Annotated in this window: 21 protein-coding genes and 3 pseudogenes; 9 read left to right on the top strand and 15 right to left on the bottom strand. The window is 52.2% G+C overall.

The window, feature by feature from the left end:
- The first annotated feature begins 122 nt into the window (after nt 1-122).
- Nucleotides 123-1,613 (top strand): membrane-bound lytic murein transglycosylase MltF, encoded by a 1,491-nt coding sequence (gene mltF / locus JTJ32_RS00735; protein ID WP_184318852.1) that lies wholly within the window; start codon nt 123-125, stop codon nt 1,611-1,613.
- Here the strand turns inward: mltF and tadA are convergent.
- From tadA to JTJ32_RS00715, 4 genes are all read right to left on the bottom strand, one after another.
- Nucleotides 1,610-2,113, bottom strand: coding sequence for a tRNA adenosine(34) deaminase TadA (gene tadA / locus JTJ32_RS00730; protein WP_099229639.1), 504 nt, complete (start codon nt 2,111-2,113; stop codon nt 1,610-1,612). The two genes, mltF and tadA, sit on opposite strands and share 4 nt — an antisense overlap.
- Nucleotides 2,113-3,486, bottom strand: a complete 1,374-nt coding sequence (locus JTJ32_RS00725) for a multicopper oxidase family protein (RefSeq protein ID WP_210040414.1) — start codon at nt 3,484-3,486, stop codon at nt 2,113-2,115. The genes tadA and JTJ32_RS00725 overlap by 1 nt, the downstream gene beginning before the upstream one ends.
- Nucleotides 3,487-3,650: 164 nt before the next feature.
- Nucleotides 3,651-3,926, bottom strand: a complete 276-nt coding sequence (locus tag JTJ32_RS00720; protein ID WP_210040410.1) for a DUF3630 family protein — start codon at nt 3,924-3,926, stop codon at nt 3,651-3,653.
- Between the two features lie 209 nt (nt 3,927-4,135).
- The gene (locus tag JTJ32_RS00715) at nt 4,136-4,369 is read right to left on the bottom strand and encodes a methyltransferase domain-containing protein (protein WP_328823953.1); all 234 of its coding nucleotides are present in this window, start codon (nt 4,367-4,369) and stop codon (nt 4,136-4,138) included.
- On the opposite strand from JTJ32_RS00715, the gene JTJ32_RS26565 reads away from it, so the two are divergent.
- Complete coding sequence (locus JTJ32_RS26565) at nt 4,298-4,495, top strand: hypothetical protein (protein ID WP_328823954.1); 198 nt, start codon at nt 4,298-4,300, stop codon at nt 4,493-4,495. The two genes, JTJ32_RS00715 and JTJ32_RS26565, sit on opposite strands and share 72 nt — an antisense overlap.
- A 53-nt stretch (nt 4,496-4,548) precedes the next feature.
- On the opposite strand, the gene JTJ32_RS00710 is transcribed toward JTJ32_RS26565, so the two are convergent.
- Entirely contained in the window at nt 4,549-5,442 is an 894-nt protein-coding gene (locus tag JTJ32_RS00710; protein ID WP_210040408.1) for an NAD(P)/FAD-dependent oxidoreductase, read from the bottom strand.
- A gap of 106 nt (nt 5,443-5,548) precedes the next feature.
- Between JTJ32_RS00710 and JTJ32_RS00705 the strand changes: the two genes are divergently transcribed.
- On the top strand, nt 5,549-6,193 hold the full coding sequence (locus tag JTJ32_RS00705; RefSeq protein ID WP_184318836.1) for a TetR/AcrR family transcriptional regulator: 645 nt from the start codon (nt 5,549-5,551) through the stop codon (nt 6,191-6,193).
- Nucleotides 6,194-6,717: 524 nt separating this feature from the next.
- Here JTJ32_RS00705 and JTJ32_RS00700 read toward each other — a convergent pair.
- Nucleotides 6,718-6,891, bottom strand: a complete 174-nt coding sequence (locus tag JTJ32_RS00700; protein ID WP_210040406.1) for a hypothetical protein — start codon at nt 6,889-6,891, stop codon at nt 6,718-6,720.
- A gap of 584 nt (nt 6,892-7,475) precedes the next feature.
- Between JTJ32_RS00700 and JTJ32_RS00695 the strand changes: the two genes are divergently transcribed.
- The 4 genes from JTJ32_RS00695 (at nt 7,476) to JTJ32_RS00680 (ending at nt 11,446) form a co-directional block, all read left to right on the top strand.
- A complete protein-coding gene (locus tag JTJ32_RS00695) occupies nt 7,476-8,618 on the top strand; it encodes a PD-(D/E)XK nuclease domain-containing protein (protein ID WP_210040404.1) in 1,143 nt (380 codons plus the stop codon).
- Nucleotides 8,619-9,716 (top strand): hypothetical protein, encoded by a 1,098-nt coding sequence (locus tag JTJ32_RS00690; RefSeq protein ID WP_210040402.1) that lies wholly within the window; start codon nt 8,619-8,621, stop codon nt 9,714-9,716.
- The gene (locus tag JTJ32_RS00685; RefSeq protein WP_210040401.1) at nt 9,709-10,407 is read left to right on the top strand and encodes a hypothetical protein; all 699 of its coding nucleotides are present in this window, start codon (nt 9,709-9,711) and stop codon (nt 10,405-10,407) included. Before JTJ32_RS00690 ends, JTJ32_RS00685 begins: the two co-directional genes overlap by 8 nt.
- A gap of 394 nt (nt 10,408-10,801) precedes the next feature.
- Nucleotides 10,802-11,446 (top strand): hypothetical protein, encoded by a 645-nt coding sequence (locus JTJ32_RS00680; protein ID WP_210040399.1) that lies wholly within the window; start codon nt 10,802-10,804, stop codon nt 11,444-11,446.
- Between the two features lie 186 nt (nt 11,447-11,632).
- Here JTJ32_RS00680 and JTJ32_RS00675 read toward each other — a convergent pair whose 3' ends face one another.
- From JTJ32_RS00675 to JTJ32_RS00665, 3 genes are all read right to left on the bottom strand, one after another.
- The gene (locus JTJ32_RS00675) at nt 11,633-12,376 is read right to left on the bottom strand and encodes a hypothetical protein (protein WP_210040397.1); all 744 of its coding nucleotides are present in this window, start codon (nt 12,374-12,376) and stop codon (nt 11,633-11,635) included.
- A 220-nt stretch (nt 12,377-12,596) separates the two neighbouring features.
- Nucleotides 12,597-13,580, bottom strand: a complete 984-nt coding sequence (locus JTJ32_RS00670; RefSeq protein WP_210040395.1) for a DUF4365 domain-containing protein — start codon at nt 13,578-13,580, stop codon at nt 12,597-12,599.
- Nucleotides 13,581-13,839: 259 nt separating this feature from the next.
- Nucleotides 13,840-14,085, bottom strand: a complete 246-nt coding sequence (locus tag JTJ32_RS00665) for a hypothetical protein (protein ID WP_456239179.1) — start codon at nt 14,083-14,085, stop codon at nt 13,840-13,842.
- On the opposite strand from JTJ32_RS00665, the pseudogene JTJ32_RS00660 reads away from it, so the two are divergent.
- Nucleotides 14,084-14,936 (top strand): annotated as a pseudogene (locus tag JTJ32_RS00660) (IS5 family transposase). The gene JTJ32_RS00665 and the pseudogene JTJ32_RS00660 sit on opposite strands and share 2 nt — an antisense overlap.
- On the opposite strand, the gene JTJ32_RS00655 reads toward JTJ32_RS00660, so the two are convergent.
- Nucleotides 14,898-15,131 carry a plasmid mobilization protein gene (locus tag JTJ32_RS00655; protein ID WP_210041132.1) on the bottom strand — a complete coding sequence of 78 codons (234 nt, stop codon included), beginning with the start codon at nt 15,129-15,131 and terminating at the stop codon, nt 14,898-14,900. The pseudogene JTJ32_RS00660 and the gene JTJ32_RS00655 sit on opposite strands and share 39 nt — an antisense overlap.
- 590 nt (nt 15,132-15,721) lie before the next feature.
- Here JTJ32_RS00655 and trbJ point away from each other — a divergent pair.
- Nucleotides 15,722-16,183 (top strand): annotated as a pseudogene (gene trbJ, locus JTJ32_RS00650) (P-type conjugative transfer protein TrbJ); the annotation flags it as partial.
- Nucleotides 16,184-16,700: 517 nt separating this feature from the next.
- Here the strand turns inward: trbJ and JTJ32_RS00645 are convergent.
- From JTJ32_RS00645 to guaA, 5 genes and pseudogenes are all read right to left on the bottom strand, one after another.
- A complete protein-coding gene (locus tag JTJ32_RS00645; protein ID WP_210040393.1) occupies nt 16,701-18,404 on the bottom strand; it encodes a hypothetical protein in 1,704 nt (567 codons plus the stop codon).
- 230 nt (nt 18,405-18,634) lie between these two features.
- Complete coding sequence (locus tag JTJ32_RS00640; protein ID WP_210040391.1) at nt 18,635-18,787, bottom strand: hypothetical protein; 153 nt, start codon at nt 18,785-18,787, stop codon at nt 18,635-18,637.
- A gap of 272 nt (nt 18,788-19,059) precedes the next feature.
- Nucleotides 19,060-19,494: a hypothetical protein gene (locus tag JTJ32_RS00635; protein ID WP_236059193.1), complete on the bottom strand. Its 435-nt coding sequence runs from the start codon at nt 19,492-19,494 to the stop codon at nt 19,060-19,062.
- Nucleotides 19,493-19,789: pseudogene (locus JTJ32_RS00630) on the bottom strand (Arm DNA-binding domain-containing protein); the annotation flags it as partial. The gene JTJ32_RS00635 and the pseudogene JTJ32_RS00630, both read right to left, overlap by 2 nt.
- Nucleotides 19,790-20,097: 308 nt before the next feature.
- A complete protein-coding gene (gene guaA, locus JTJ32_RS00625) occupies nt 20,098-21,675 on the bottom strand; it encodes a glutamine-hydrolyzing GMP synthase (RefSeq protein WP_210040389.1) in 1,578 nt (525 codons plus the stop codon).
- Nucleotides 21,676-21,684: the final 9 nt, after the last annotated feature.

The following is a 21,684-nucleotide window of genomic DNA, read 5'->3' as shown; positions in this document are numbered from 1 at the left end:
TGCGCCCGAATGTCACGCCACCGTCGAAAACGCGACAAATGCTATCAAAATGCCGTTGCCTATCAGACGCAAGCATCGCTGTCGAGATATGGCGCCCGGTGCGCTTTGCGTATACTGCACCGATGTTCTTCAGACCCGATTTCCGCACTCGTTGCGCCAAGTGGCTCATCGCAACCGGACTCCTCCTGATGCTCAGCGCCTGTGTGGATAAACCCAACACACTGGAGCGAGTCAAGGAGGACGGCGTGCTGCGCGTGGTCACCCGCAACAGTCCGGCCACCTACTTCCAGGATCGCAACGGTGAAACCGGCTTCGAATACGAGCTGGTGAAGCGCTTTGCCGAAGATCTGGGCGTGGAATTGAAGATCGAAACCGCCGACAACCTGGACGATCTTTTCGACCAGATGAACAAGCCGGGAGGCCCGGTATTGGGCGCCGCCGGTCTGATCGACACGGAAAAGCGCAGGCAGCAGGCCCGTTTCTCCCACTCTTACCTCGAAGTCACGCCGCAGGTCGTCTACCGCAACGGCCAGTCACGCCCGACCGATGCGGGTGATCTGGTCGGCAAACGTATCGTCGTGCTCAAAGGCAGCAGCCATGCCGAGCAGCTCGCCGCGTTGAAAGTGCAGAATCCAGGCATTGAATACGAAGAATCCGACGCGGTAGAAGTCGTCGATCTGCTGCGCATGGTCGATGAAGGCCAGATCGACCTCACGCTGGTCGATTCCAACGAACTGGCGATGAACCAGGTCTACTTCCCCAATGTGCGCGTCGCGTTCGACCTGGGCGAAGCCCGCGAGCAGCGCTGGGCTGTCGGTCCTGGCGAAGACAACAGCCTGCTCAACGAAATAAACGCTTATCTGGACAAGGTCGAAAAGAACGGCACCCTGCAGCGCCTGAAAGACCGCTATTACGGCCATGTCGACGTTCTTGGCTATGTCGGTGCGTATACCTTCGCCCAGCATTTGCAGGAACGCCTGCCAAAGTACGAGAAGCATTTCCAGACGTCCGCCAAGAAAGAACAGGTGGACTGGCGCCTGCTGGCAGCCATCGGCTATCAGGAATCCATGTGGCAGCCGGCCGTAACCTCCAAGACCGGCGTGCGCGGCCTGATGATGCTGACCCAGAACACCGCGCAGGCCATGGGCGTGACCAACCGGCTGGACGCTCGACAAAGCATTCAGGGCGGAGCCAAGTACTTTGCCTACGTGAAGGAACAACTGGATGACAAGATAGAAGAGCCAGATCGCACCTGGCTGGCTCTTGCGTCCTACAACGTGGGCAGCGGCCATCTGGAAGATGCGCGTAAACTCGCGGAAAACGAGGGCCTGAACCCCAATAAATGGCTCGACGTGAAAAAAATGCTGCCGCGCCTCTCGCAGAAAAAGTGGTACAGCAAAACACGTTACGGTTATGCCCGTGGCGGCGAACCGGTGCATTTCGTTGCCAACATCCGGCGTTATTACGACATCCTGACCTGGGTCACGCAGCCGCAGCTGGAAGGCAATCAGGTCGCAGAGGGCAATCTGCATGTGCCCGGTGTAGACAAAACCAAACCCACATCAGACTCAACGCCCGAACCTGCCGCCAGCGACGACAAGAGCGCGCTCTAAGCCTTACCTTTCTGCGCATCCTTGGCAGCACGTCGCATCCTGAAGAACTCGCTCAGCATCACACCACACTCCTCGCCCAGCACGCCGCCTTCAACCAGCACGCGATGGTTGAGAAACGCCTGGCTGAAAAACTGCCCCTGGCTCTGCACGATGCCCGCCTTGGGCTCAAGCGCGCCGTAGACCACGCGTGCCACGCGGGAATGCACGATCAGGCCCGCGCACATGCTGCACGGCTCAAGCGTCACATACAGCGTGCTGCCGGGCAGACGATAGTTGTCCACGGTTTTGGCAGCATCCCTGATGGCAACCATTTCGGCATGGGCACTGGGGTCGCTGCCACTGATCGGACAGTTATAACCACGGCCGATGATCTCGCCGTTCTGCACCACGACTGCACCTACCGGCACCTCGCCCAACAAGGCACCTTGTGCAGCGAGCGCCAGCGCCTCGCGCATGAAGTACTGGTCGTTGCTGCGGTCGATGATTTGCGGCTGCCTCATCACGACACCTCGATGGCGGCCATTAGACCGGTTTCCATGTGGTCGATCACGTGGCAGTGAAACATCCACACGCCAGGGTTATCGGCGACCAGAGCCACCCGTGCCCGCTCGTTGCGACCCAGCAGGAAAGTATCGGTAAAGTAAGGGATGATCTTGCGTCGATTGGACGCGATCACCTTGAAACTCATGCCATGCAGGTGAATAGGGTGCTGGTACTGGGTCATGTTCTTCAATTCGAAAATATAACTCTGACCCAGCTTCAGTTTGGCAATCGGCCGATCCGCACAGGTCTTGTCGGTGATGTCCCAGGCTTCGCCGTTGATCTGCCACAGGCTCGGCGGCTTGCCGTTATCGGTGTTGGCCGACACCGAACCCACCCACTCGACATTGAAATTGATCTTCTCGGCGTTCTCCAGATCCGGCTCAGCGACCGGATTGGCCGGCAACTCCGGCGGCCATTCGCCCGGCGCGTCATGATTGGCGACCGAACGAAACGTACCCAGCCGCACCGGTCCGTTGCGCAGCGAGATCTCTTCGCCAGCCACTGGAGCCTTGATCGCCAGACAGATCCGCATGCCAGGCCCAAGCCAGTATTCATCGCCAAACGGACGCGGCGTCACCGGATTGCCATCCAGCGCATAAATCTGCGCCTCGGCATCTGGCAGATTGAGGCGATAGGTCACGGTATTGTCGAGATTGAGCAGCCGCACGCGGGTAATCTGCCCGGCGGGCAACTCGATGACCGCCTGCGGAATTCCGTTCAACGTCGACAGCCGCCCCGCCGTCCCCTCGCGCGCGGCCTCGCGCAACACGCTGAACTCGGTGAACGCGCCCTCTTCGTCCACGTGCCAGCTTTTCAGACTGACCGTGCGCTCGTGCCTGAAACCGGTCGGCTCGCGCTCTTCAACGATCAACGGCCCGACCAGCCCACGCCCCAGCTCTTCGCTGCTGCTGACGTGCGGGTGATACCAGTAGCTGCCGGCGTCCGGCACCCGGAACTTGTAATCGAAATACTCACCCGGCTTGACCGGCAACTGCGAAACATACGGCACACCGTCCATCTCCAGCGGCAACCGAATGCCATGCCAGTGAATGGTCGTCTCGACAGGCAACTGATTGATGAACCGCAACCGCAACCACTCACCCTGCCGCACCCGCAACTCCGTCCCCGGCGCAGAACCACCGAACGCCCAGGCAGGCGTCTTGTGGCCGGGCACCAGTTCAACATCCAGCGGCGCGGCAATCAGCACGTAATCCGAACCGGCTTCCGACTCCCTGCGCCCCAGCCAGTACCGCGAAGCCCCACCTGCACCCAGACCGACCACGGCAAGGCCAGCGATACCTGTGAGGAGTTGGCGACGGGTGAAGGACATAAAGCGAAGACCTCGAAACGACTGCGGGAGCGCGTCCGGAGGGCCGGCGCGCGGGGGCGAATACGATACACCTGCATTTGGGGAAAGATAAGGGCGAAAAGCGGCTTGGGTCGCTCAGGCCTTAGCGGCAACACCTTGCAGACAGGTAAACCGGGCGATGACGGCTAGGCGCTGAGATAAGGTTCCAGCACCCGACCGGCCTTGGCCATCAACCGCGCATCAAGGTCAGGATTAGCGGGTTCATTTTCGACGAGCAGCATGATGCCCAGATAATGCTCCAGATGCAGGGTCATCACCCCACCCTCCACCGCCAGATCCCAATAGCGCTGATCCAACCCATCCGCTTTCACCAGCCACTCGCCACCCAACCCCTGCTCCAGCGTCGCGGCAATAGCATTGAATAGCGCCCAGTCAGAGACATCGGAAATATGCAGTTCCATGAAAGGCTCCTGGCCGGTGAGTGAATCGCCCCTGACTTTGTAGAGTGTTGAATGACTGTTTGGCCGTTAGTTTCCAGTAATAAGCCAACTGGCGTCACTGCACGATCGCAACGCCCATCTGAGTAACCTGTTAAAGTCCAATACTGTCAGGCACCGGGCATGGCTTTTGACTCAGTCAATATCCCGCATCATGCTAAGTAAGTACGGCGCTAGCCGATGCACGAAGCTGCCGGAAACTGCCAGGACCAAAACCAAAAATCGGGTAGCTCGGCGCTGCTGGCGTCGGCCACCCGGAACTGGGCCGAAGTATCCTGTGGTGCAAGCGCGCGGGCTCGGCAAATCAGCGGTTCAGATATGTCCACGCCTAACACATGACCGCCCGCACCTACGTGGTCAGCCAGCGCCAGACTCGACGCGCCCGCGCCACAGCCAACGTCAAGCACCTGCTCCCCCGTCGCGGGCGCGGCGGCTTCTATCGCCGCCTGGCCGAACGTCGCCATCATGGCGTCGAGCCGAACTTGATTGGCCGCCCAGTACTCCCCGCTTTGGCCATTCCAGTCAGCGACTGATAAGCATTTTGCTCTGTCATGACGTTTCCTCGTTCTGGAAAGAATCTACGCGCTCAAACCAGCATCGACTGCTGGGCGGAGATACCTGCCGTCGCTCCGTGCGATATCGCCAGAGTGACGGAGGCCATGAGAGGGTTCGCCAGGTCGCCTGCGGCGTAGATGCCTGGCACGCTGGTTTCGCGACGCTCGTCAACCTTAAGGGCAATGCCGAAGGGCGTATTAACGGTGGCGAGGCCCAGTGATTCATGCAGGCTTGCTGACGGCTTGTTGCGCGGATGCGCGAACAGGATGTCGACCGCGACATCGGGACTGGTACCGAGCTTGACGGTGGCACCATGACTCCCGTGCTGGACGATTTCGGTGATCCGAGCATCGATAACACGTACATGGCGGCGTGACAGATCGGCCTGGATGTCGGGCGGTATATCGTGACCATCGGCGAAAACCGTCAACGCGTCGGTCCAGTCGTGGTAAAGCCTGACATAGTTGTGCGACTGCGGGCCGGACCATACGAGGCCCCAATGCTGGTCGGCGACTTCAAAACCGTCGCAGTAGGGGCAGGGTACGATGGACGTGCCCCAATTTTCGGCAAAGCCTGGAACATTAGGCATCTGGTCGGCGACGCCATAGCTCAGAATCAGGCGGCGTGCCCTCAGGCTTTCGTTATCGTCAGTCAGGACGCAGAAATCGTCGATGGCACCAGACACTTCTTCGGCCCGGGCAACGACGAGCTTGACCGTGGGATAACGCACCAACTGATCCCGAGCCTCGGCCAAAATGTCCAGAGGCGGTTTGTGATCGTGGCCGAGCAACCCGTGCGAGTGGCCAGCAAATCGGTTGCGCGGCAGACCGGTATCGAGAACGATGACCTTGCGGCGGGCACGGCCAAGCTGCAAGGCGGCGGCGAGACCGGCAAAGCTGCCGCCAATGATAATGACGTCGTTCATGGTGATGGGCTCCGCGCTATGGCTGAAGGGACATTGGGTTGCATAATTAAGATACTGAAAGGTACCATAATTCAGCAATTAAGATACTGTCAAGTACTGGAATTTTATGACCGAAAGCAGTCAGAACCGGCGTGGCCGCCCCACCAACGAAACGCTTGGCGAGACCATCGTCACAGCAGCGTTTGACCTCTTCGTGGAATTGGGTTTTCAAGCTACGACCATGGACAAGGTCGCCCAGCGGGCGAAAATATCCAAGCTAAGCATCTATCGGCACTTCGAGAACAAGGAGGCGCTGTTCAGTGCAGCCATTGCGGCCCGCTGCCACCAATTTGCACCACAGGCCCTTTTTGAAGGCTGCGAGGGTTCGGCCGAAGACCAGCTCATGGCGGTGGGTTCATCCCTGCTTCGCACGCTGTTAAGCCCGGATGTCCGGAGTGTCGAAGCCATGATCATGGCCGACAAGACCAATCAAAAGGCACTAAGCCAGCGCCAATACGAAGTCGGCCCCGCCCATGTCATCGCCCGGATCGAGGCTCTGTTGCGTCAGTTACATGCGAAGGCAGTTTTGAACGTGCCCGACCCTCATCAGTCCGCTCGCTTGTTTGCCGCGCTTATCAAAGGATCCGACCTGTTGATTATCGCGCGCTTCAATGAGGCGAGAGCTGAAGACGACAACGAAATCGAATCCTACTGCCGATCTGCCGTGACCATGTTCATCGCTGCACACGGCGGCAACAAGCACGCAGATTGATCGGGGGCGCTAAGGGACATAGAGAATGTGATATCGCCGGAGCACAGTCGGATATTCAGCGGGCAGGATCGTCCCCTACTTCAGTTGGCATGAGGAGACTTCACAAAACGGGACAAAAACACAGGATCCCGATCAGACCTCAAAAACACTATGTATCTTGGGTATCGGACGCGGGCTGATGCGGGACGATGCAGCCACGCTCTCATATGCAAGAGACTGATAAACAGATCATGCGGACACTTGGGTCGCAGAGCATTCTCGATACCATGTCGGCACGCCTTAACCGGACAGGGTATCGATGTGGCTCGCTCACACAAATGCGATGCGAGCCACCAGGAATGCATTAACGATGTAGTAAAAACATCACTATCTGATCTTGTTTTTACAACAGAAACAGATAGTTGCGAATCAACCTTACTCCCGATCTATCATCAATTGACCAGAAATGTCCTTATTTTACGGGACATTTAGAGATGAAATAATAAAACAACCATGAAAAGTGCCATGACAAAGCCAGAGCCCGCTCAAGAGTCCGAGCTTGCCTCTCTCATGGCTGAGGCAGCCGATAGCTGAAGGTTTAGGATGACCCACTCATCCGCATCACCGTCACGAACAACCTCCGCCAGCAGTTCAGCCGCATAAGACGGATCGACCCGGAAAAGCTCGGCCATTGCCTCGTCGTGACTACGGTCTTTCATCAATCCCCCTTGTTCATGGATGCCCTTAGCCTTAAGAATAGCCTGCTCAGGCCACTAAAAATCCGACCGTTCCTGGCAGTACCGCTTGTCAGGACTCACAGAAACCGGCCAGAAGCAGTCAGTCAGAAACCCAGCGTGAGCCCGATTGCCGCCGCCCCCAGGCATCAACTGTTCAGCGGCACATACGACTTTATTCCTACTGGTCAATGGATATATCCACGTCCTTGTTCCCTCCGCGCCATTCGAGGGAGCGTCATACGTGGCTTTCCAGACATACTTACCCCAAAGTGTCGGCAGGAAAGGCCAAGACGACCCTTTTCGGGGTAATTCAGGTATCCAACCCTAATCGCCCTCAGTAAAGGCGCCTAGCAGCTTGCAACCGGCGCTTCTTAGTGGCAATTTGACTCACAGTCCGACATGTTCCCGCGCTCAGACGTAGGTGAAGCCATTCGGGTGGAAGCGTTAAATGGGGGAAACATGGCCTGATCGAAAATTCCGCCCGTCCAAAGTTGGCTTTACATAATCAGATGGACACACAAAAATTCGTGAAATTGGATAACCGCGCATTATAAAAGGAGTTAGACATGGCAGGCGGCGAAGTATCAGCTATAGCAGAAATGGCAAACCTTGTTGCCAACGATCTCGTAAAGTGGTTCAAGTGGACGAAGTTCCCACTGGCAGATCAAAATTTTAAATGCCTTAAAGTGGAAAAACACGCACCACCTCGCCGCAAAAAGAAAGGAGAAGAGAATAGTGACGTTGAAGTCGGCCAAGAACTGCCCGTAGAAACAAGCGGCGATGTAACGCCCAAGTCCCATAATCACCCTGTTGATGTAGTTCTCAGCTATGTGGATCCGTACACTGCAAAACGAGTGATGCTAAATACGGATCTAAAAAGTTACCAATCTGAATCCATATCAAAAACAATGGTGCGCAACGCATTAAAATCTCTAGGCAATACTATCGAATGCGCTCGGTCTAGCCCTGAATGGAAGTCGAGGTACAGTTTTACCGAAGACGCGGACATTCGAGGACTTCTGTTCGTCTACAATCACGATGGTGCTTACGACAAAAAATTCTTTGAAATATTCCGCAGCGTACCTGAAAGCAAAGGCCAGAAAGCGCAAGGGAAAATCGACATCAGCAACTTGCCTATAAGCAAAGGACAGCTTGTCCATATTATCGAACCCAAAACAATAAACTATATGCTCACGATAGTTAACGACTCTGCCAGTCTACATACCGAGGGGACGTTTCCGGAAACTGAGTATTTCTTTTATTATCCCGAATTGACGCTTCACAAAACAAAACTACCAAAAGAATCACGCCCCGCAACGATCGAGCTATTATCAGCGCCTTATTTAATAATTGAACATGGAGCAATTACGAAATACAACGAGAAAACCAAATCTTTGGAAAATCGGCATCAAGATGGATTCGTAGTCTATTACAATCGCTCTGGCGCCACCGTTAAAGAATTCATTTACTTACTTGACACATTGTCAAACTTTCAGATGCTTGACCGCGACTGCTCACTCAGACTGCGAATTGCCCATGACGCACCCGACCATTCACTGCGAAGCAATTTTGAGGCTGCAAAATTAATGTATGCCCAAGATTGGGGATTCGACCATTATAAAATCCAGAAACTTGATCGGATAGAACTAAAAATAGTTGAGGTGGCACAGAAAAAATTTTCCGCCACTGACGTCGGCTGGAGATGCTGAATGAAAACCGGGAATTTGTATAGCGTCAGTGACAAAGCGATCTTTGATGCGATTAATAACTCCAAGGTAACAAACCAAGAAATTTTTGACCTGTTCTTTTCTCGGGGAATATTAATATCCAAAGAAACCAAAAGAAAAGATTTGGCAGAATATTTTTCACGTTTGACGCACGGCTATCATGACTTTCAAATTCTCTATGAAACACTAGGTGGCAACTCTAGACGAGAAAAGTCTACTTCTTGCGAAATATCGAATACGGTTACCAGAGACGAACTAACAAACGCAGCCCAAGAACTTTGTAAAAAAATCAATGCTGAAGGGAACACAGCAGATAGCAACATACTTCCTAACGGCGACATTGAAATTGTTGTAAAATATACCAAACTTCACTTGGAGAAGAGCGAACTCCGTCAAACTGTCAACCGTGAAGCGGTCCTTATAGTTGAACCTCATAAAGACGGTTTCACTTTGCGAACGCCTCTTAATGAAGATGCCAACGGTTGGAAAGAGGATCTATTACAAGCGATCCAGGCAGAATCTTCAGCAGAAGTATCGTTCACAGAAATCTCTTTGGAGCACATTCAATCTCCGGTATTAAGAAGTGAATTTTTTACGACCTTGATTGATAAAATTGGGGACAACGTCCTTCACGACGTCACCGACGTATATGTTTACCACCCTAAAACAACTGACAAGATAGATCCTGAATTTTCACAGGATGATGACGATGAAATTGATTTTGGGGTTCATATTACTAAGGCTTCATTGAAAGGCGAAGGAGTACTTCAGTCAGAAGAACTTCATAGCCTCTACGAGAAAGGATTTTATATCTGGAAAATTGTATGGAGGTGTCAAAACCCACAAGTCGGCAGCGACATGATCGAATGTGAAGCTCAGTTTGCCAATCCAGCTGCATGCGTTGACTTTTCGTACATAGCCAAAGGTTCTTACAAATATAAGTCCATCGGGGTATACTCAACTGGGCGCACCGCATTGAGCTACACTGATGAAAAACATTTTCTCCAACAATTAGAAGCACGAGCACGTACAGTTGTAAATCAAGTCTCCGCTAAAGCCTCAGGAGTTACTCATGCTTAAGATAAAATATCTACGCATCAACCTTCCTGAAGAATTAGAGATATCCTACAACAAACTCTTAGGATTCCCCTTTGAACGTGATGGACAGGCTGGATTTGAAGGGATTTCATTCTCTTCGGAACACGTGGATCTGAAGTTCATAGAACGTATTATTACTAAGGAGAAAATTACTGATCCCTTCGGAAATACCCAAGAGTTAATTTCAACCAGGTATATCGTTACAGAGCTGTCTATTATAAGTTCCAACAAGGTTTATATTTTAGTCATTCGCAATCCATCACGCAGTGTAAACACACTGATCAAAAAGATGTCATCTGTAATCGGCCAGAATTTTTACGCTGCCGCAATCAATACAGACATCAAAAATTTTGGAAATTATCTCGCCACCAATCACAGCACTTTAGGTCTCACCTCTACCAAAGTTTTGGCATCGAACTTGGTTTTAGATAGTCATAGCACAGCCAATGTGGAACTGATCAGTGGTATAAATGCCCTTGATGACTTGCAGAAGCACTTTCCCCTACATAATACCCACATCGAACGTGCCCGTTTTACTTTGACCGATCATGGCAAAAGATCTCAGTTAGAAATAAAACATACCGGCACCATTGGTATTTCCGGCCACAAACATGAACTACTTGAAGAAATTATTACAGATTACGTTTGTGGCATTCATATTACCACCAGTTAAAACCAAATATCTATCCAATCAATTGCCACCTAAGAGACGCGCTTTGTAGCAATCCTCTTTGAACGGCAGCTATCGACCGATTCTGTTGAAAAAGTCGGCTTTGAATTCAAGTTAGAAACGTTCGCGCCTAAGGAAATCTAAATTTTTGGCAACAGGTTCAGGACTCGGATTTCACGCAGCAGCATGCTGCGGAGGTATTTTAATCCATCAATATTCGAGCGTTCTAGGAAAACCGACTTTTTCAATACAATCGCCCCAACGCAGTCGTTGAGCTAACGCGTGAAATGTCCACAATCGGTCATCGTACCCGTACGAAACTTTGGGCTAGTCAAGGCTGGAAAACACGCAACATTGATGGCAGAGTGCTGTCTTCGGATTTTACGAGGAAACGAGAATGTATCAGGAAATTTTAGCCCTTTTGAGTAGTGATGGGGCTGTGGCGACGGCCATTGGTGTACTAGTAGCAGTGATAATTAAGTCTATCTCCACTCTGAACCAGATCATAGAGTTTCACGACAAACACTTTATTGAAAAGCGTTATAAGCTATTGACAACTCTTACCTCTGCAATCCCTGCCAATAGTAAGCTCAAGAAATATATGGATGATTCGGTTGAGCAGGAAGTATTTCGGATCGTATCAGGTATAAGAGGTAGCTCTTTACGAATAGCTGCCCTGGTTAAGTTAGACAGCCTAGGGTACTGGAATCGAGAGCAAATTCGCAAGATAGCCAGATTTTTAGTAATCAAGCCTGGATCCTCAACACCATTCATCGAGATCACCAAGGCAGATAAATTTGGAGCTTGGTTTGGGTTGGTTGTGGCAATCTTTCTCCTCTTGGCTGGAGGTATTATTTCCATAGCATTGACAGTTAAGATTCCTCCTTTTGGATTCTTCATAGGTTTGATCCCTTTGACAGGAATGATTTGGGCAGGTGGTTTCTTCGCGGCGGATTATGGAGCTTATAGAAATGCACTTAACATCCAAAATTATCTTACGGATCATCCTGAAACATTTTCTACGCACACGGCCCAACAGTGATGTTCAGACGGTGATAATGGTAGTCGAAGATGAGTATTGAACCGCCACGGCAATCGTGGATAAGTTTCAGTGATCGAGTGAGCTGACTTCAGCCGTCGTCGGAGTTCTGCAAAGCGTCGATTTTTGTCCTCCATGACGGGCAAAAATCGGCCAATCATAGATTTCCAGTAGGGTGAGCTGCTGGCCTCATAAACGCACGACCTTCTTTGTGGTCTCGACCGATATTGCTGCTATCGCGCGCAACATAACCGGAGCGTTAGGACCATATAAAGCTTCCTCGGGCGTGATGCCCGCCTTTAGTGCGGGCACCCAAAGGCGAGCCTCGTAGGTGAGCCGCCCGAGTAACCAAATGACACGAACCCTAAAGCGATCTAAGGACGGCATTGACGAATAGAAGTTCTCAGGAAGACGCACGCCATCGCCCAACTGTTCCTCGAACGATTTCTGTTTTTTTTCAATTAATTCCGTCATCCTTTGTTCAAGTAGCTCAATATCCCACTTATGCGATAGATCATTACGAACTTTTCGGATGTGGTCAAACTCAACGAGTAGATCCTTGCTTAGCCAATCGAAGGCAAATGCCAGCTGTATCCGTTGTGAAAATCTTGCCAACGGGCCAAATCCGGACATGAGTGCGCTCCTTCCGCCAGGAACGCCTTCCGGGATTTCGCGCTGAAACATCTCCTTTAGTCGGTCATCCGCGTATGCAGCGGCAATCACCGGAATAACACGACTCTCTTCGGAAACCACTAAAGCGGCAACCTGTTCGAAAAGCTTTACTTCTGTCTCGAATGGAGAGGCTTGCTCGACGAAACTCTTAACTCGGTGCTCTCCGAAAGCTCGCGAATAATTTCGGTAAATCTGAAGCCCCCATTTTTCGCCCTCGCTGAGCTGCATGGCGGCGATATCCGGATCAAGTGTATTGTTCATAAATCCCAACTCGAAGATATAAAGCACTATTGTGGCATGTTTCTTCACTAGTGTCGTATGCCGCTGCGAAACACAGGACGCAGGTTTGTCGTTTGCATGAGAGATTGAAGTAGATCCGTATGGTGTAAGCCGAATACGAAATCGATACAGCGCGTCCACCGTTCCCTTCTGGCCGATTGCAGACTATCGCGAAGGGCTGCAATCAACCCGAAGTCAAAATTTAAGTATCAAAAACATCCTGAAAACTTCTGATTCGTGGAAATCGCCGAAAATAGGACGCTGGCAACATCTCAAAGAAACCTTCTTGAGCGACGTGTAGACCGCCTTCATCTTCCATTTTTCCACCAGTAACGAGACGGGTTTCCTCTTGATGAATCAGACGAACTAGGGCACGACCTCTTGAGCTGAGCGGTGCAATAAAGTGCGGGTGCATCTCACGATCTACCCAGTCGATGAGGCAGTCTGAGAGGTCAATGTGAGCTAATCCTTGCGCGACAAGGAATTTTACGAACCCGAATGCAAATTGGTGTTCCTGGTGCCCCATCCCCATTCCATATGGGGCTTTTGCTGCTTCAAGATTGTATTCTACCGAGTTGATAACCATGTCCATGCCATAATAAATGCTGCGGCATATATTTGTGAGGCCATGAACAAATAAGTCAAAATAGCTTAAAGGGAATGCCACCTCATTAGATTTCGTATCTATTAAGCATCGGAGAATTTCCGGAATTTCCGAGATGAAAGGTTGATCTAGAACGCCGGCGTTTTCAAAAAGTGCAATTGTATCTGTTTCTTCTAGATTATTTGACGACAACACTTCTATAAAGGCACTTTCCTCACGTGTGCTTCTAAGTAATTGTCGTGCATCTGCCCAATAGCTTTTATTGGTGTCCGGATCATGCAGAACGAGCAACACAGGAAGTGAAAATGATTCCCAGTAGTTTCTGTGCTTGCGTTCAGGATAAAATTTCCATCCATTCAAAGTAGGGTTTTTGAAATAGGATGGACCGGATTTTACTTGCACAGCAACTATCCGACCTGTAGCAAATCCCTCAGCGTTGACGAACTCGATATTTCCATCAATTCCCACATCCCCCGTACCCGTTTCACGCCAAATCTGATTTCTTCGAGCTGCATAATATTGGATAGCGGCAATGCCTAAGCGCTCTTGAGTGTACGTTGTGCCTGCTTTCGGCAAATCCATTGCAAGTCCTATACCTAATGTTCGCCCAATGAAGGCGATTGGATACTGAAAATAGCAAAAAACTGTTGCAGCGTCGCTGTCCGTTTCTGGCCGATAGCTGAATCGCACTAGGTTTCTCAGACGCTCCCAGACCTTAAATCAAGCTCTAATAAACGTCCGATGCTCATTCCTTTCAAAAAGCGGCCAGCAGGAGAAAAATGCACCATTTTGGCAACTTCCGGCACTGAATTGGATTGCACACGCCAGAGAGCTCCAGACGTCAGCCCTCACGCTTTCGAGAAAAAACGACAGCGCTCATTTTTTCCCGAATACCTGCTTGCAACTCACGAAACTCGACCATCATCCGCTCGACCTCGACTGAGCTTGCTCCCTGGCCGTTTTTCTCCGCAAGCCAGAGCTTCAACAAGCCAGCGACCCGTCCCAAGTCGCCGTTGATCTTGCCTAGGTTTTGTACGAAAAGTCGGTGTGAGTAGAATTCCGGCCATGATTGGCTGGAGGCCCGCATGGCAAAGCGTTACGAACTCTCCGACGTATCGTGGGAATTGATCAAGGATCTGGTTTCTCCTGAGCAGAAATAGGTCGCCCACGCAGTGATGATCGCCAAGTACTGCATGGGATCTTGTGGATCCTATGCTCAGGCGCTGCTTGGCGTGACCTGCCAGAGCGCTTTGGGCCTTGGTCGACGGTGTATCAACGTTTTCGTGACTGGCGCGACGACGGTACGTTTGATCGAATACTGGAGCGCTTGCACATTCGCCTGAACCGGGAAGGACTGATCGATCTGGACACCTGGATGATCGACTCTACAGCGGTACGTGCAACCCGAGCCTCTTCAGGCGCCGGGAAAAAGGGGGGCCTGAAGAACCGCTAGATCATGCATTGGGACGCAGTCGAGGTGGCCTTACAACCAAGATCCACATAGTCTGCGACGCCAATGGCGTTCCCTTGCGCTTCATCCTTTCGCCGGGGCAAGCCAGCGATATTGCCCATGCCCAGCCGCTGCTGAATCAAGTGCGAATTCCCGGTAAGCCCGGGCGACCGCGCAAGCGTAGTCGCTGGTTACTGGCTGACAAAGGCTATGACGCAGAACACCTGCGTCAGTACTGCGACCGTTACCGGATGCAGCCGGTAATCCCGCTGCGCGCCATGCCACGCAAACCCCGGCCTGGCTTGCCCCGACTCTTTGATCGTCCAAATTATCGACAGCGAAACATCATTGAGCGGATGTTTGGCTGGCTAAAAGAGAACCGCAGAATAGGGACTCGCTACGACAAGCTGGCCAGGAGCTTTGCAGCCATGGTCACGCTGGCCTGCAGCCTACGCTGTATGAGGCAATACTTTTCGTACAAAACCTAGATCAGCTACTGCCTTCAGATCGACGACCGAACGGATCGGATGGTGGAGAGCTCCCGTCCGCAGTAAAGCAGACAGGGAAAGCCCGGCGTTGCGGGCACGGCTTTCTATCTCAGCTTCCTCAACAGCAGTCACGCGAAACCGAAGCGTCCGGGCGCGGTTCAATCCCTCCTTTTTGGTATCGCTTTGTTTTGACATGGCTTCTCCTTTCTTGGATCGCGGCAGCGATTGTGGGCCTCGCAGAGCAAGATGCCGTCGAACCGCAGGTGAGTAAGGTCGCGGTGTTTGTAGAGGAGCGGCGAAGCCGTGTAGCTACAAACACATATCTTGCCGTCTCGTCGCAAGCAATTAAAGTAAATTTAAAAAGCAAGATCCACCACTTGCTTTAAATTATACTAAATCGTCTACCGTTGCGTTTAATTGCCTTGAGTTGCGTTAATTTTCCTTGAGTTGCATATAGTTGCGTTAAGTTTCTTTATTTTCCGCAGCCTCGTAATTGAGTGTTTTTTTCGGCTTCCATCCGTGCTAAAAACAACAGAATCAAAGGGAGGTAAGCCGATGCAAAGTGATAGCCTAAAGCCTATCAATAAAAGAGCTCGCCGCGCCGAGTTTTTCTCGATCAGAAAAGAGTTAGAATCGAAAATCCTGCTTGGCCACACCCTAAGAAAACTTTATACCGAATATTTGGATTGGTTTAGTTTTGGATATGTGCAGTTCACGCGATATGTCTCTCGCCACTGTAAGAAATCGCATTCATTTGTCATAACAGGCTCACACTGGGGACAAGAATAAGGAAATTATTTAAATCATTAACAGCAGTTATCATTTTTCTTTTCTCGGGGCAAAATGCTTTCGCTATTTACTGCGCAAACTGCTCTAAATTTTACCAGCAAATGTTCGAATATGCCGAGCAGGTCAACACAGCGCTGAACACCGCCGAGACATTACAGACGCAGATTCAGCAATATCAGAACATGGTTACTCAAGGCACCGGCTTGTCCAGCTCAATGTTCGGCAGCATAGCAGCCGACCTTAAAAACGTGGCCAACATCTACAATCGCTCGCAATCCCTAGGCCGCCAGATTCAGAATATGGACTCGCAGTTCAACACCGCTTTTCCTGGCTTTCAGTCCTACCTAAATCAAGCTGCAAACTCGGCGGAAGTACCGACGCGTGAGCGCTATCAGAAGTGGTCAGAGGCTCTAAATCGACTACCTTTGCTGGGCAGCAAGACTAACGCGAATTTGAACCGGCAAGTTTTGTTGTCCGTTCGGAGCGTGCAGCAAGCACAGCAGCAGAAATCTGATAAACGCTAATTAATACACGGCTTCAGAGATAATGCCGCTCAAATGCAGGATTTTTTGCCGCAACCTAAAACCGCCTCGCATATGCATTTGCTCCATGACGAATTTCAACAGCTAGAGAAAATCATAAGCTAGCTGGCTCCTACGATGTTTCGTGCAATCGCAAGAGCCGGATGACTGCTCTCCCACCGCTCTCCCGTTTGGTGTCTAACAGCAGCAGGCCAAATTGTATGGATGTCAATCAAGCAGTACCCGCGTTATCGCCGCTATCAAGACCTAAAACCAAATTCGTTGGAATGCGCGCTCCGTCGACGAAGGCCGCGCTGCCCCACCTACCTTACGGTCTGATCAAGATATTCCACCATAAAAGTTGCTCCCTGCTGAGTAAAGGCATGGAGCGACTATTCTTTTTCGCATTAGCTATGACCAGAAAATCACATTCGAGTGTCTACTCACTCGACGTTTACAGCTGACGACCTGTACATGTGACAGGGGCCAATGACACATATAAATTACCCTCCTCAGTCGGCCATGGAAACATGCCCACCGTCCACAAGAGACGCTCAACATGTTGTGAAAGCCTAAGGATGCTCTCGATTGTGAACTGGTCATCTGCATCATAGAGCCGTCGTAAATCGCGCCCAAAAAGCTCAATCCAATCGCGAAGCCCCTGGTTTTTCAAGTTTTCTGGAAGCGAGGATCCGGCGAACGACTCTTGCGAGGGAAGCCCATCTCGGTGCCCAAGCCATTCGGCTGCATGATCGAGTACTGAAGATATGTGCGTAAGGGCTACGTCTAGCAATTGGTCCATTGCTAGATCAACAAGGTATGTCTGCTTCGCGCATTGGATCGCTTGTTGTGCTGAGGACAAGCTATCTAAAAATAAAGTGGCAAATCGCTCACCTGCACCGTTATCGGCAAAAGCGCTAGTTTTCGCCGAAAAATACATGCCAGGACAGGAAGAAGAGGCTACATGCAGGCGCCTTGAGACAATGTCAAATTGGATATCTGACATGCTAGGAAGATCCTGCTCGTAAAGCGCGCTGTGTGCGACATTTGCGAGCATGCCCACAACGACGTGTAGAGCCCAAGCGTTGTTTTCATCTTCCGTATCAAATAGCGCTCTTGCAACAAATGCGCTGAGCATAATATGCTCTTTACGCTTCCCATCGCGGATAACATGAACGCATTTGGCTATGGCTTGACCATAATTTCGAGGGCGGGTCCTGTCCGCGAGCAGCGCTGGATCCCCCCTATCCAGGCTCTCAAGAGCTGCCGCGTAGTCTGCCGCGAATGTAATACCATCTAGATTTGAGAGTGGTAAATCCCGGCTCATTTCCTGGGCTATACCCCGCATAACGTTACCAAGTTTGGTCGCAGTATCGGAATCGGCAAACCCTTGGCACGTTAGAGAGAAGCTAAAGCCACTGCTGTGATTGGCTGAGACAACGGGATCCATCCCAGTCCTTGCGATTGACTGCGAGGAGTCTCGTTGTCTAACTTCAGATATCGCCTCTGCGACAACTTTTTTTATTGATAGGGAGCAGCGCTGACCGATCAGGCTGGCAAAATCGGTAGAGTTGTAGGAGTTGCGGGCAATAAAGAAGCTGTTGCTGCAAGCAGCGCTTGCGGCGTTGATCTCTTCGATATTAATTTCTTTTATTTCTTCCTTGGAACCCACAAGTAACAGATCGTGAGCGATGGGCAAAATTATGATGTTAGGTATTTTTTCCTCTCTCAAAGTTAGAGCGGTTATCGAGTCAGAGCCGCTCTGCGCCAAAGCAATGCAATCTGGAAGAATAGCCCCCTCAACACTGTACGTTCGCCATGACAGCTGCGCTAGGTCCGCCTCCCATTTACTCTCTTGGAATATTCTCAATGCTTTGTTATGACCATCCCGGGTCATAGCGGGAAGCGCATTTATAAGTTTTGTGAAAGCGTCGGCGACCACTGGCATTTTAAATGAGTAGAACTCGTTGAACGACTCGCGTAGCGAGAAGGCTAGAGCTCTCTTGACGAAAGGACGCGGGAATAATTCTCCGAGGGGAGACGAATTCAGTTCTTCCTCGATTGCAGACAGGGGCAGACTCATGCCCACACTATCTATCCCCATCAATTCACGCAGTTGATCCGAGTCAGAGATTAGTACGGACAACTGATCCAACAACTGCTCAACGCCTTGAAGGAAGATCGAGCGTACATGCGCCGTCCTTAACGTAAGGTGCGTCGTAACGCGGGCAGGAATTCGTGAGTCGGCGATAGGCCCTCGGGGAGCACGTTGGAGCTCTTGGAGACTGGTGTGGATATCCCACTCAATCGATGTAATGAGATCGTCTAGTCTTTCTTCGTCTGAAGGCCCTAGCTTCGAGTAGAAGAACTCGCCGACTCCGACATCTTTTATACCGACCAGTCGTGCTGCGGTACCTCGCCGATGCAGCCACGTCCGCTCAGCTTCGCCGGTTTGCTCAACGAGAAAACCTCGCTGTAGGAATCTAGGAATGTAATGTTGCCGTTTTCCAGCCATGTCGCGCCTATAACGATCTCGTTCAACCGAAGACCGTTCCTCTATTGTTGATTATTTGCGCGCAGCATCGTGGCGCCCAAGAACATGTCGCATGTCATTCGCATAAGCGCCCTTTGATGCCAGTTCGAACGACTACCTTTGCTACCAATAGCACATTCTGGCGCGACTCTTCGCGGGTAGCATCCGATGCTACGCATTAATCAATATGACTCATCGAGCTCCCGCTTTAGAGATTAGCAATACGCACGGACCTAGGACACCTGCTGATAACTCCATTTCCAAACCTCAACTCCTTGGATCAGCGCGAACGGACGGACGTCAAAAATGCGGAGGCCTCGCCCACGCTCCTGGGCCACCCGCACACTGATGATCGTCTTGAGCTGCCTTTGCTCATCTGCGGTGATCCTAATAAGTTGATAAGGGTGTCATTCTTGGGAGTGTAGAGCGGCGCGTTGTCTTTGCCGCCAAAACTGACCCTTTCCCCGGACTCATAGGCCTTAGCCTTGCTGAACAGGGTCATCAGCTCTTTGGAGCGGCTATTCCATTGCGGATCTAGCTCGGGGGCCAGCGACGAGGCTTCGTGATACATCTGTTTGCTGTTGGTCGCGCCCGACAGTAGCAGGAAGTTCAAGCGCCAAAACAGGTGTTGCACCCGGCTGCCTTCGTTGACACCGCCGCGCAGGTAGGCGAGCTTGCGGAGGTCTTCGAGCCGATCCCAAGCAAGCTGGCGCAAACGTCTCTGCCCCTTTGGTGCGAGCCTTAGCACGTGCTTTATATTTGGCAGGTGACTTACCCGCCGAAACCATCTTTTTAGCCTCTCCCAGGCGCTCTCTGGCCTCAGCAAGTGTGATGCCACCCACGCCATAGCGACCGAACGTGATGGTCTCCTGACGGCCATTGATTGAGTAGTTGTAGCGAAATGAGATGGAACCGGCAGCAGTGACGGCCACGTACAGCCCGTCGCGGTCGTTTACTTTGTAGAGTTTTTCTTTCGGTTTGAGGTTACGCAGCTTGGTATCGGTCAACATGGCAGCTATGGACTCCATGGAAAAAATACCATGCTCAGAAACACACTCATGCACCGCGGCAAACCCCAATGAAACCGGGCTGATGATGAGATTTGATACCATACCCTTCCCTACTAAGGCGACATGGTATCGAGCACTAAACATGGCATTTGGCTCAGTCAATGCCCCGTACCATGCCACATAAACACGGTGCTTGGCGATGCGCAAAGCTGCCAGAATTTGCCAGACCCAAAAAGCCAAAAGCCCGCAATTAAGCGGGCTCCAGAGCATTTCTTGCTAGATCGTGCCGGACAATGCCGGACGTCCAATCATTCCCACTCAATCGTCGCAGGCGGCTTGCTCGACACGTCATACGTCACGCGGGAAATACCCTCGATCTCGTTGATGATGCGGCCACTTACCGTCTCCAGCAGCTCGTAAGGCAGGTGCGCCCAGCGTGCGGTCATGAAGTCGATGGTTTCTACGGCGCGCAGTGCGACAACCCAGGCGTAGCGACGGCCATCGCCGACGACGCCTACCGATTTGACGGGCTGGAACACGACGAAGGCTTGGCTGACTTTGTGGTACCAGTCGGCCTTGCGCAGCTCTTCGATGAAGATGTGGTCTGCGCGACGCAGCAGGTCGGCGTATTCCTTTTTCACTTCACCCAGGATCCGCACGCCCAGGCCCGGGCCCGGGAATGGGTGGCGGTAGACCATGTCGTACGGCAGGCCGAGTTCGAGGCCCAGACGGCGGACTTCGTCCTTGAACAGTTCGCGCAGGGGCTCGACCAGTTTGAGGTTCATTTCTTCCGGCAGGCCGCCCACGTTGTGGTGCGACTTGATGACGTGTGCCTTGCCGCTTTTCGCGCCAGCCGACTCGATCACGTCCGGGTAGATGGTGCCTTGCGCCAGGTACTTGATGTTGTCCAGCTTGCAGGATTCGGCATCGAACACGTCGATGAAGGTGCGGCCGATGATCTTGCGCTTCTTCTCTGGATCGCTCTCGCCTTCCAGGTTGTTCAGGAACTGGTCTTCAGCGTTGGCGCGGATGACCTTGACGCCCATGTTCTCGGCGAACATGGCCATGACCTGCTCGCCTTCGTGCAGGCGCAGCAGACCATTGTCGACGAAGACGCAGGTCAGTTGATCGCCGATGGCCTTGTGCAGCAAGGCGGCGACTACCGACGAGTCGACGCCGCCGGACAGGCCCAGCAGGACGTTGTCAGTGCCGACCTGGGCACGAATGGTGGCGATGGCGTCGTCAGCGATGTGCGACGGCGTCCACAGGGCTTCGCAGCCGCAGATGTCGAGGATAAAGCGCGACAGGATGCGACCACCCTGCTTGGTGTGGGTCACTTCCGGGTGGAACTGAACGCCGTAGTAGCCGCGGGTGTCGTCGGCCATGCCGGCGATCGGGCAGCTCGGGGTGCTGGCCAGGACGTGGAAGCCGTCCGGGATTTCGGTGACCTTGTCGCCGTGGCTCATCCAGACGTCGAGACCGAACACGCCATCGGCGTCAATGTGGTCTTCGATGCCGTCAAGGATGCGGCTCTTGCCGACGACGTCAACGCGGGCATAACCGAACTCGCGCAGGTCGGAACCGGCAACGCGGCCGCCCAGTTGTTCAGCCATGGTCTGCATACCGTAGCAGATGCCGAAGATCGGAACGTTGAGGTCGAACACGGCCTGCGGCGCGCGCGGGCTGTTGGCTTCGTGTACGGATTCCGGGCCGCCAGCGAGGATGATGCCGCGCGGGGCGAATTCGCGAATCGCTTCGTCGTCCATGTCGAACGGATGCAGTTCGCAGTACACGCCGATTTCACGCACGCGGCGGGCGATCAGCTGGGTGTACTGGGAACCGAAGTCGAGGATCAGGATACGGTGGGCGTGAATGTCGAGGGCCATGACTCAATC

This window comes from Pseudomonas alliivorans (assembly GCF_017826695.1).
In the GTDB taxonomy this organism is placed as follows: Bacteria; Pseudomonadota; Gammaproteobacteria; order Pseudomonadales; family Pseudomonadaceae; genus Aquipseudomonas; species Aquipseudomonas alliivorans.
The sequence above is the reverse complement of the archived record's forward strand: the minus strand, read 5'-3'. Positions and strand labels throughout refer to the sequence as shown.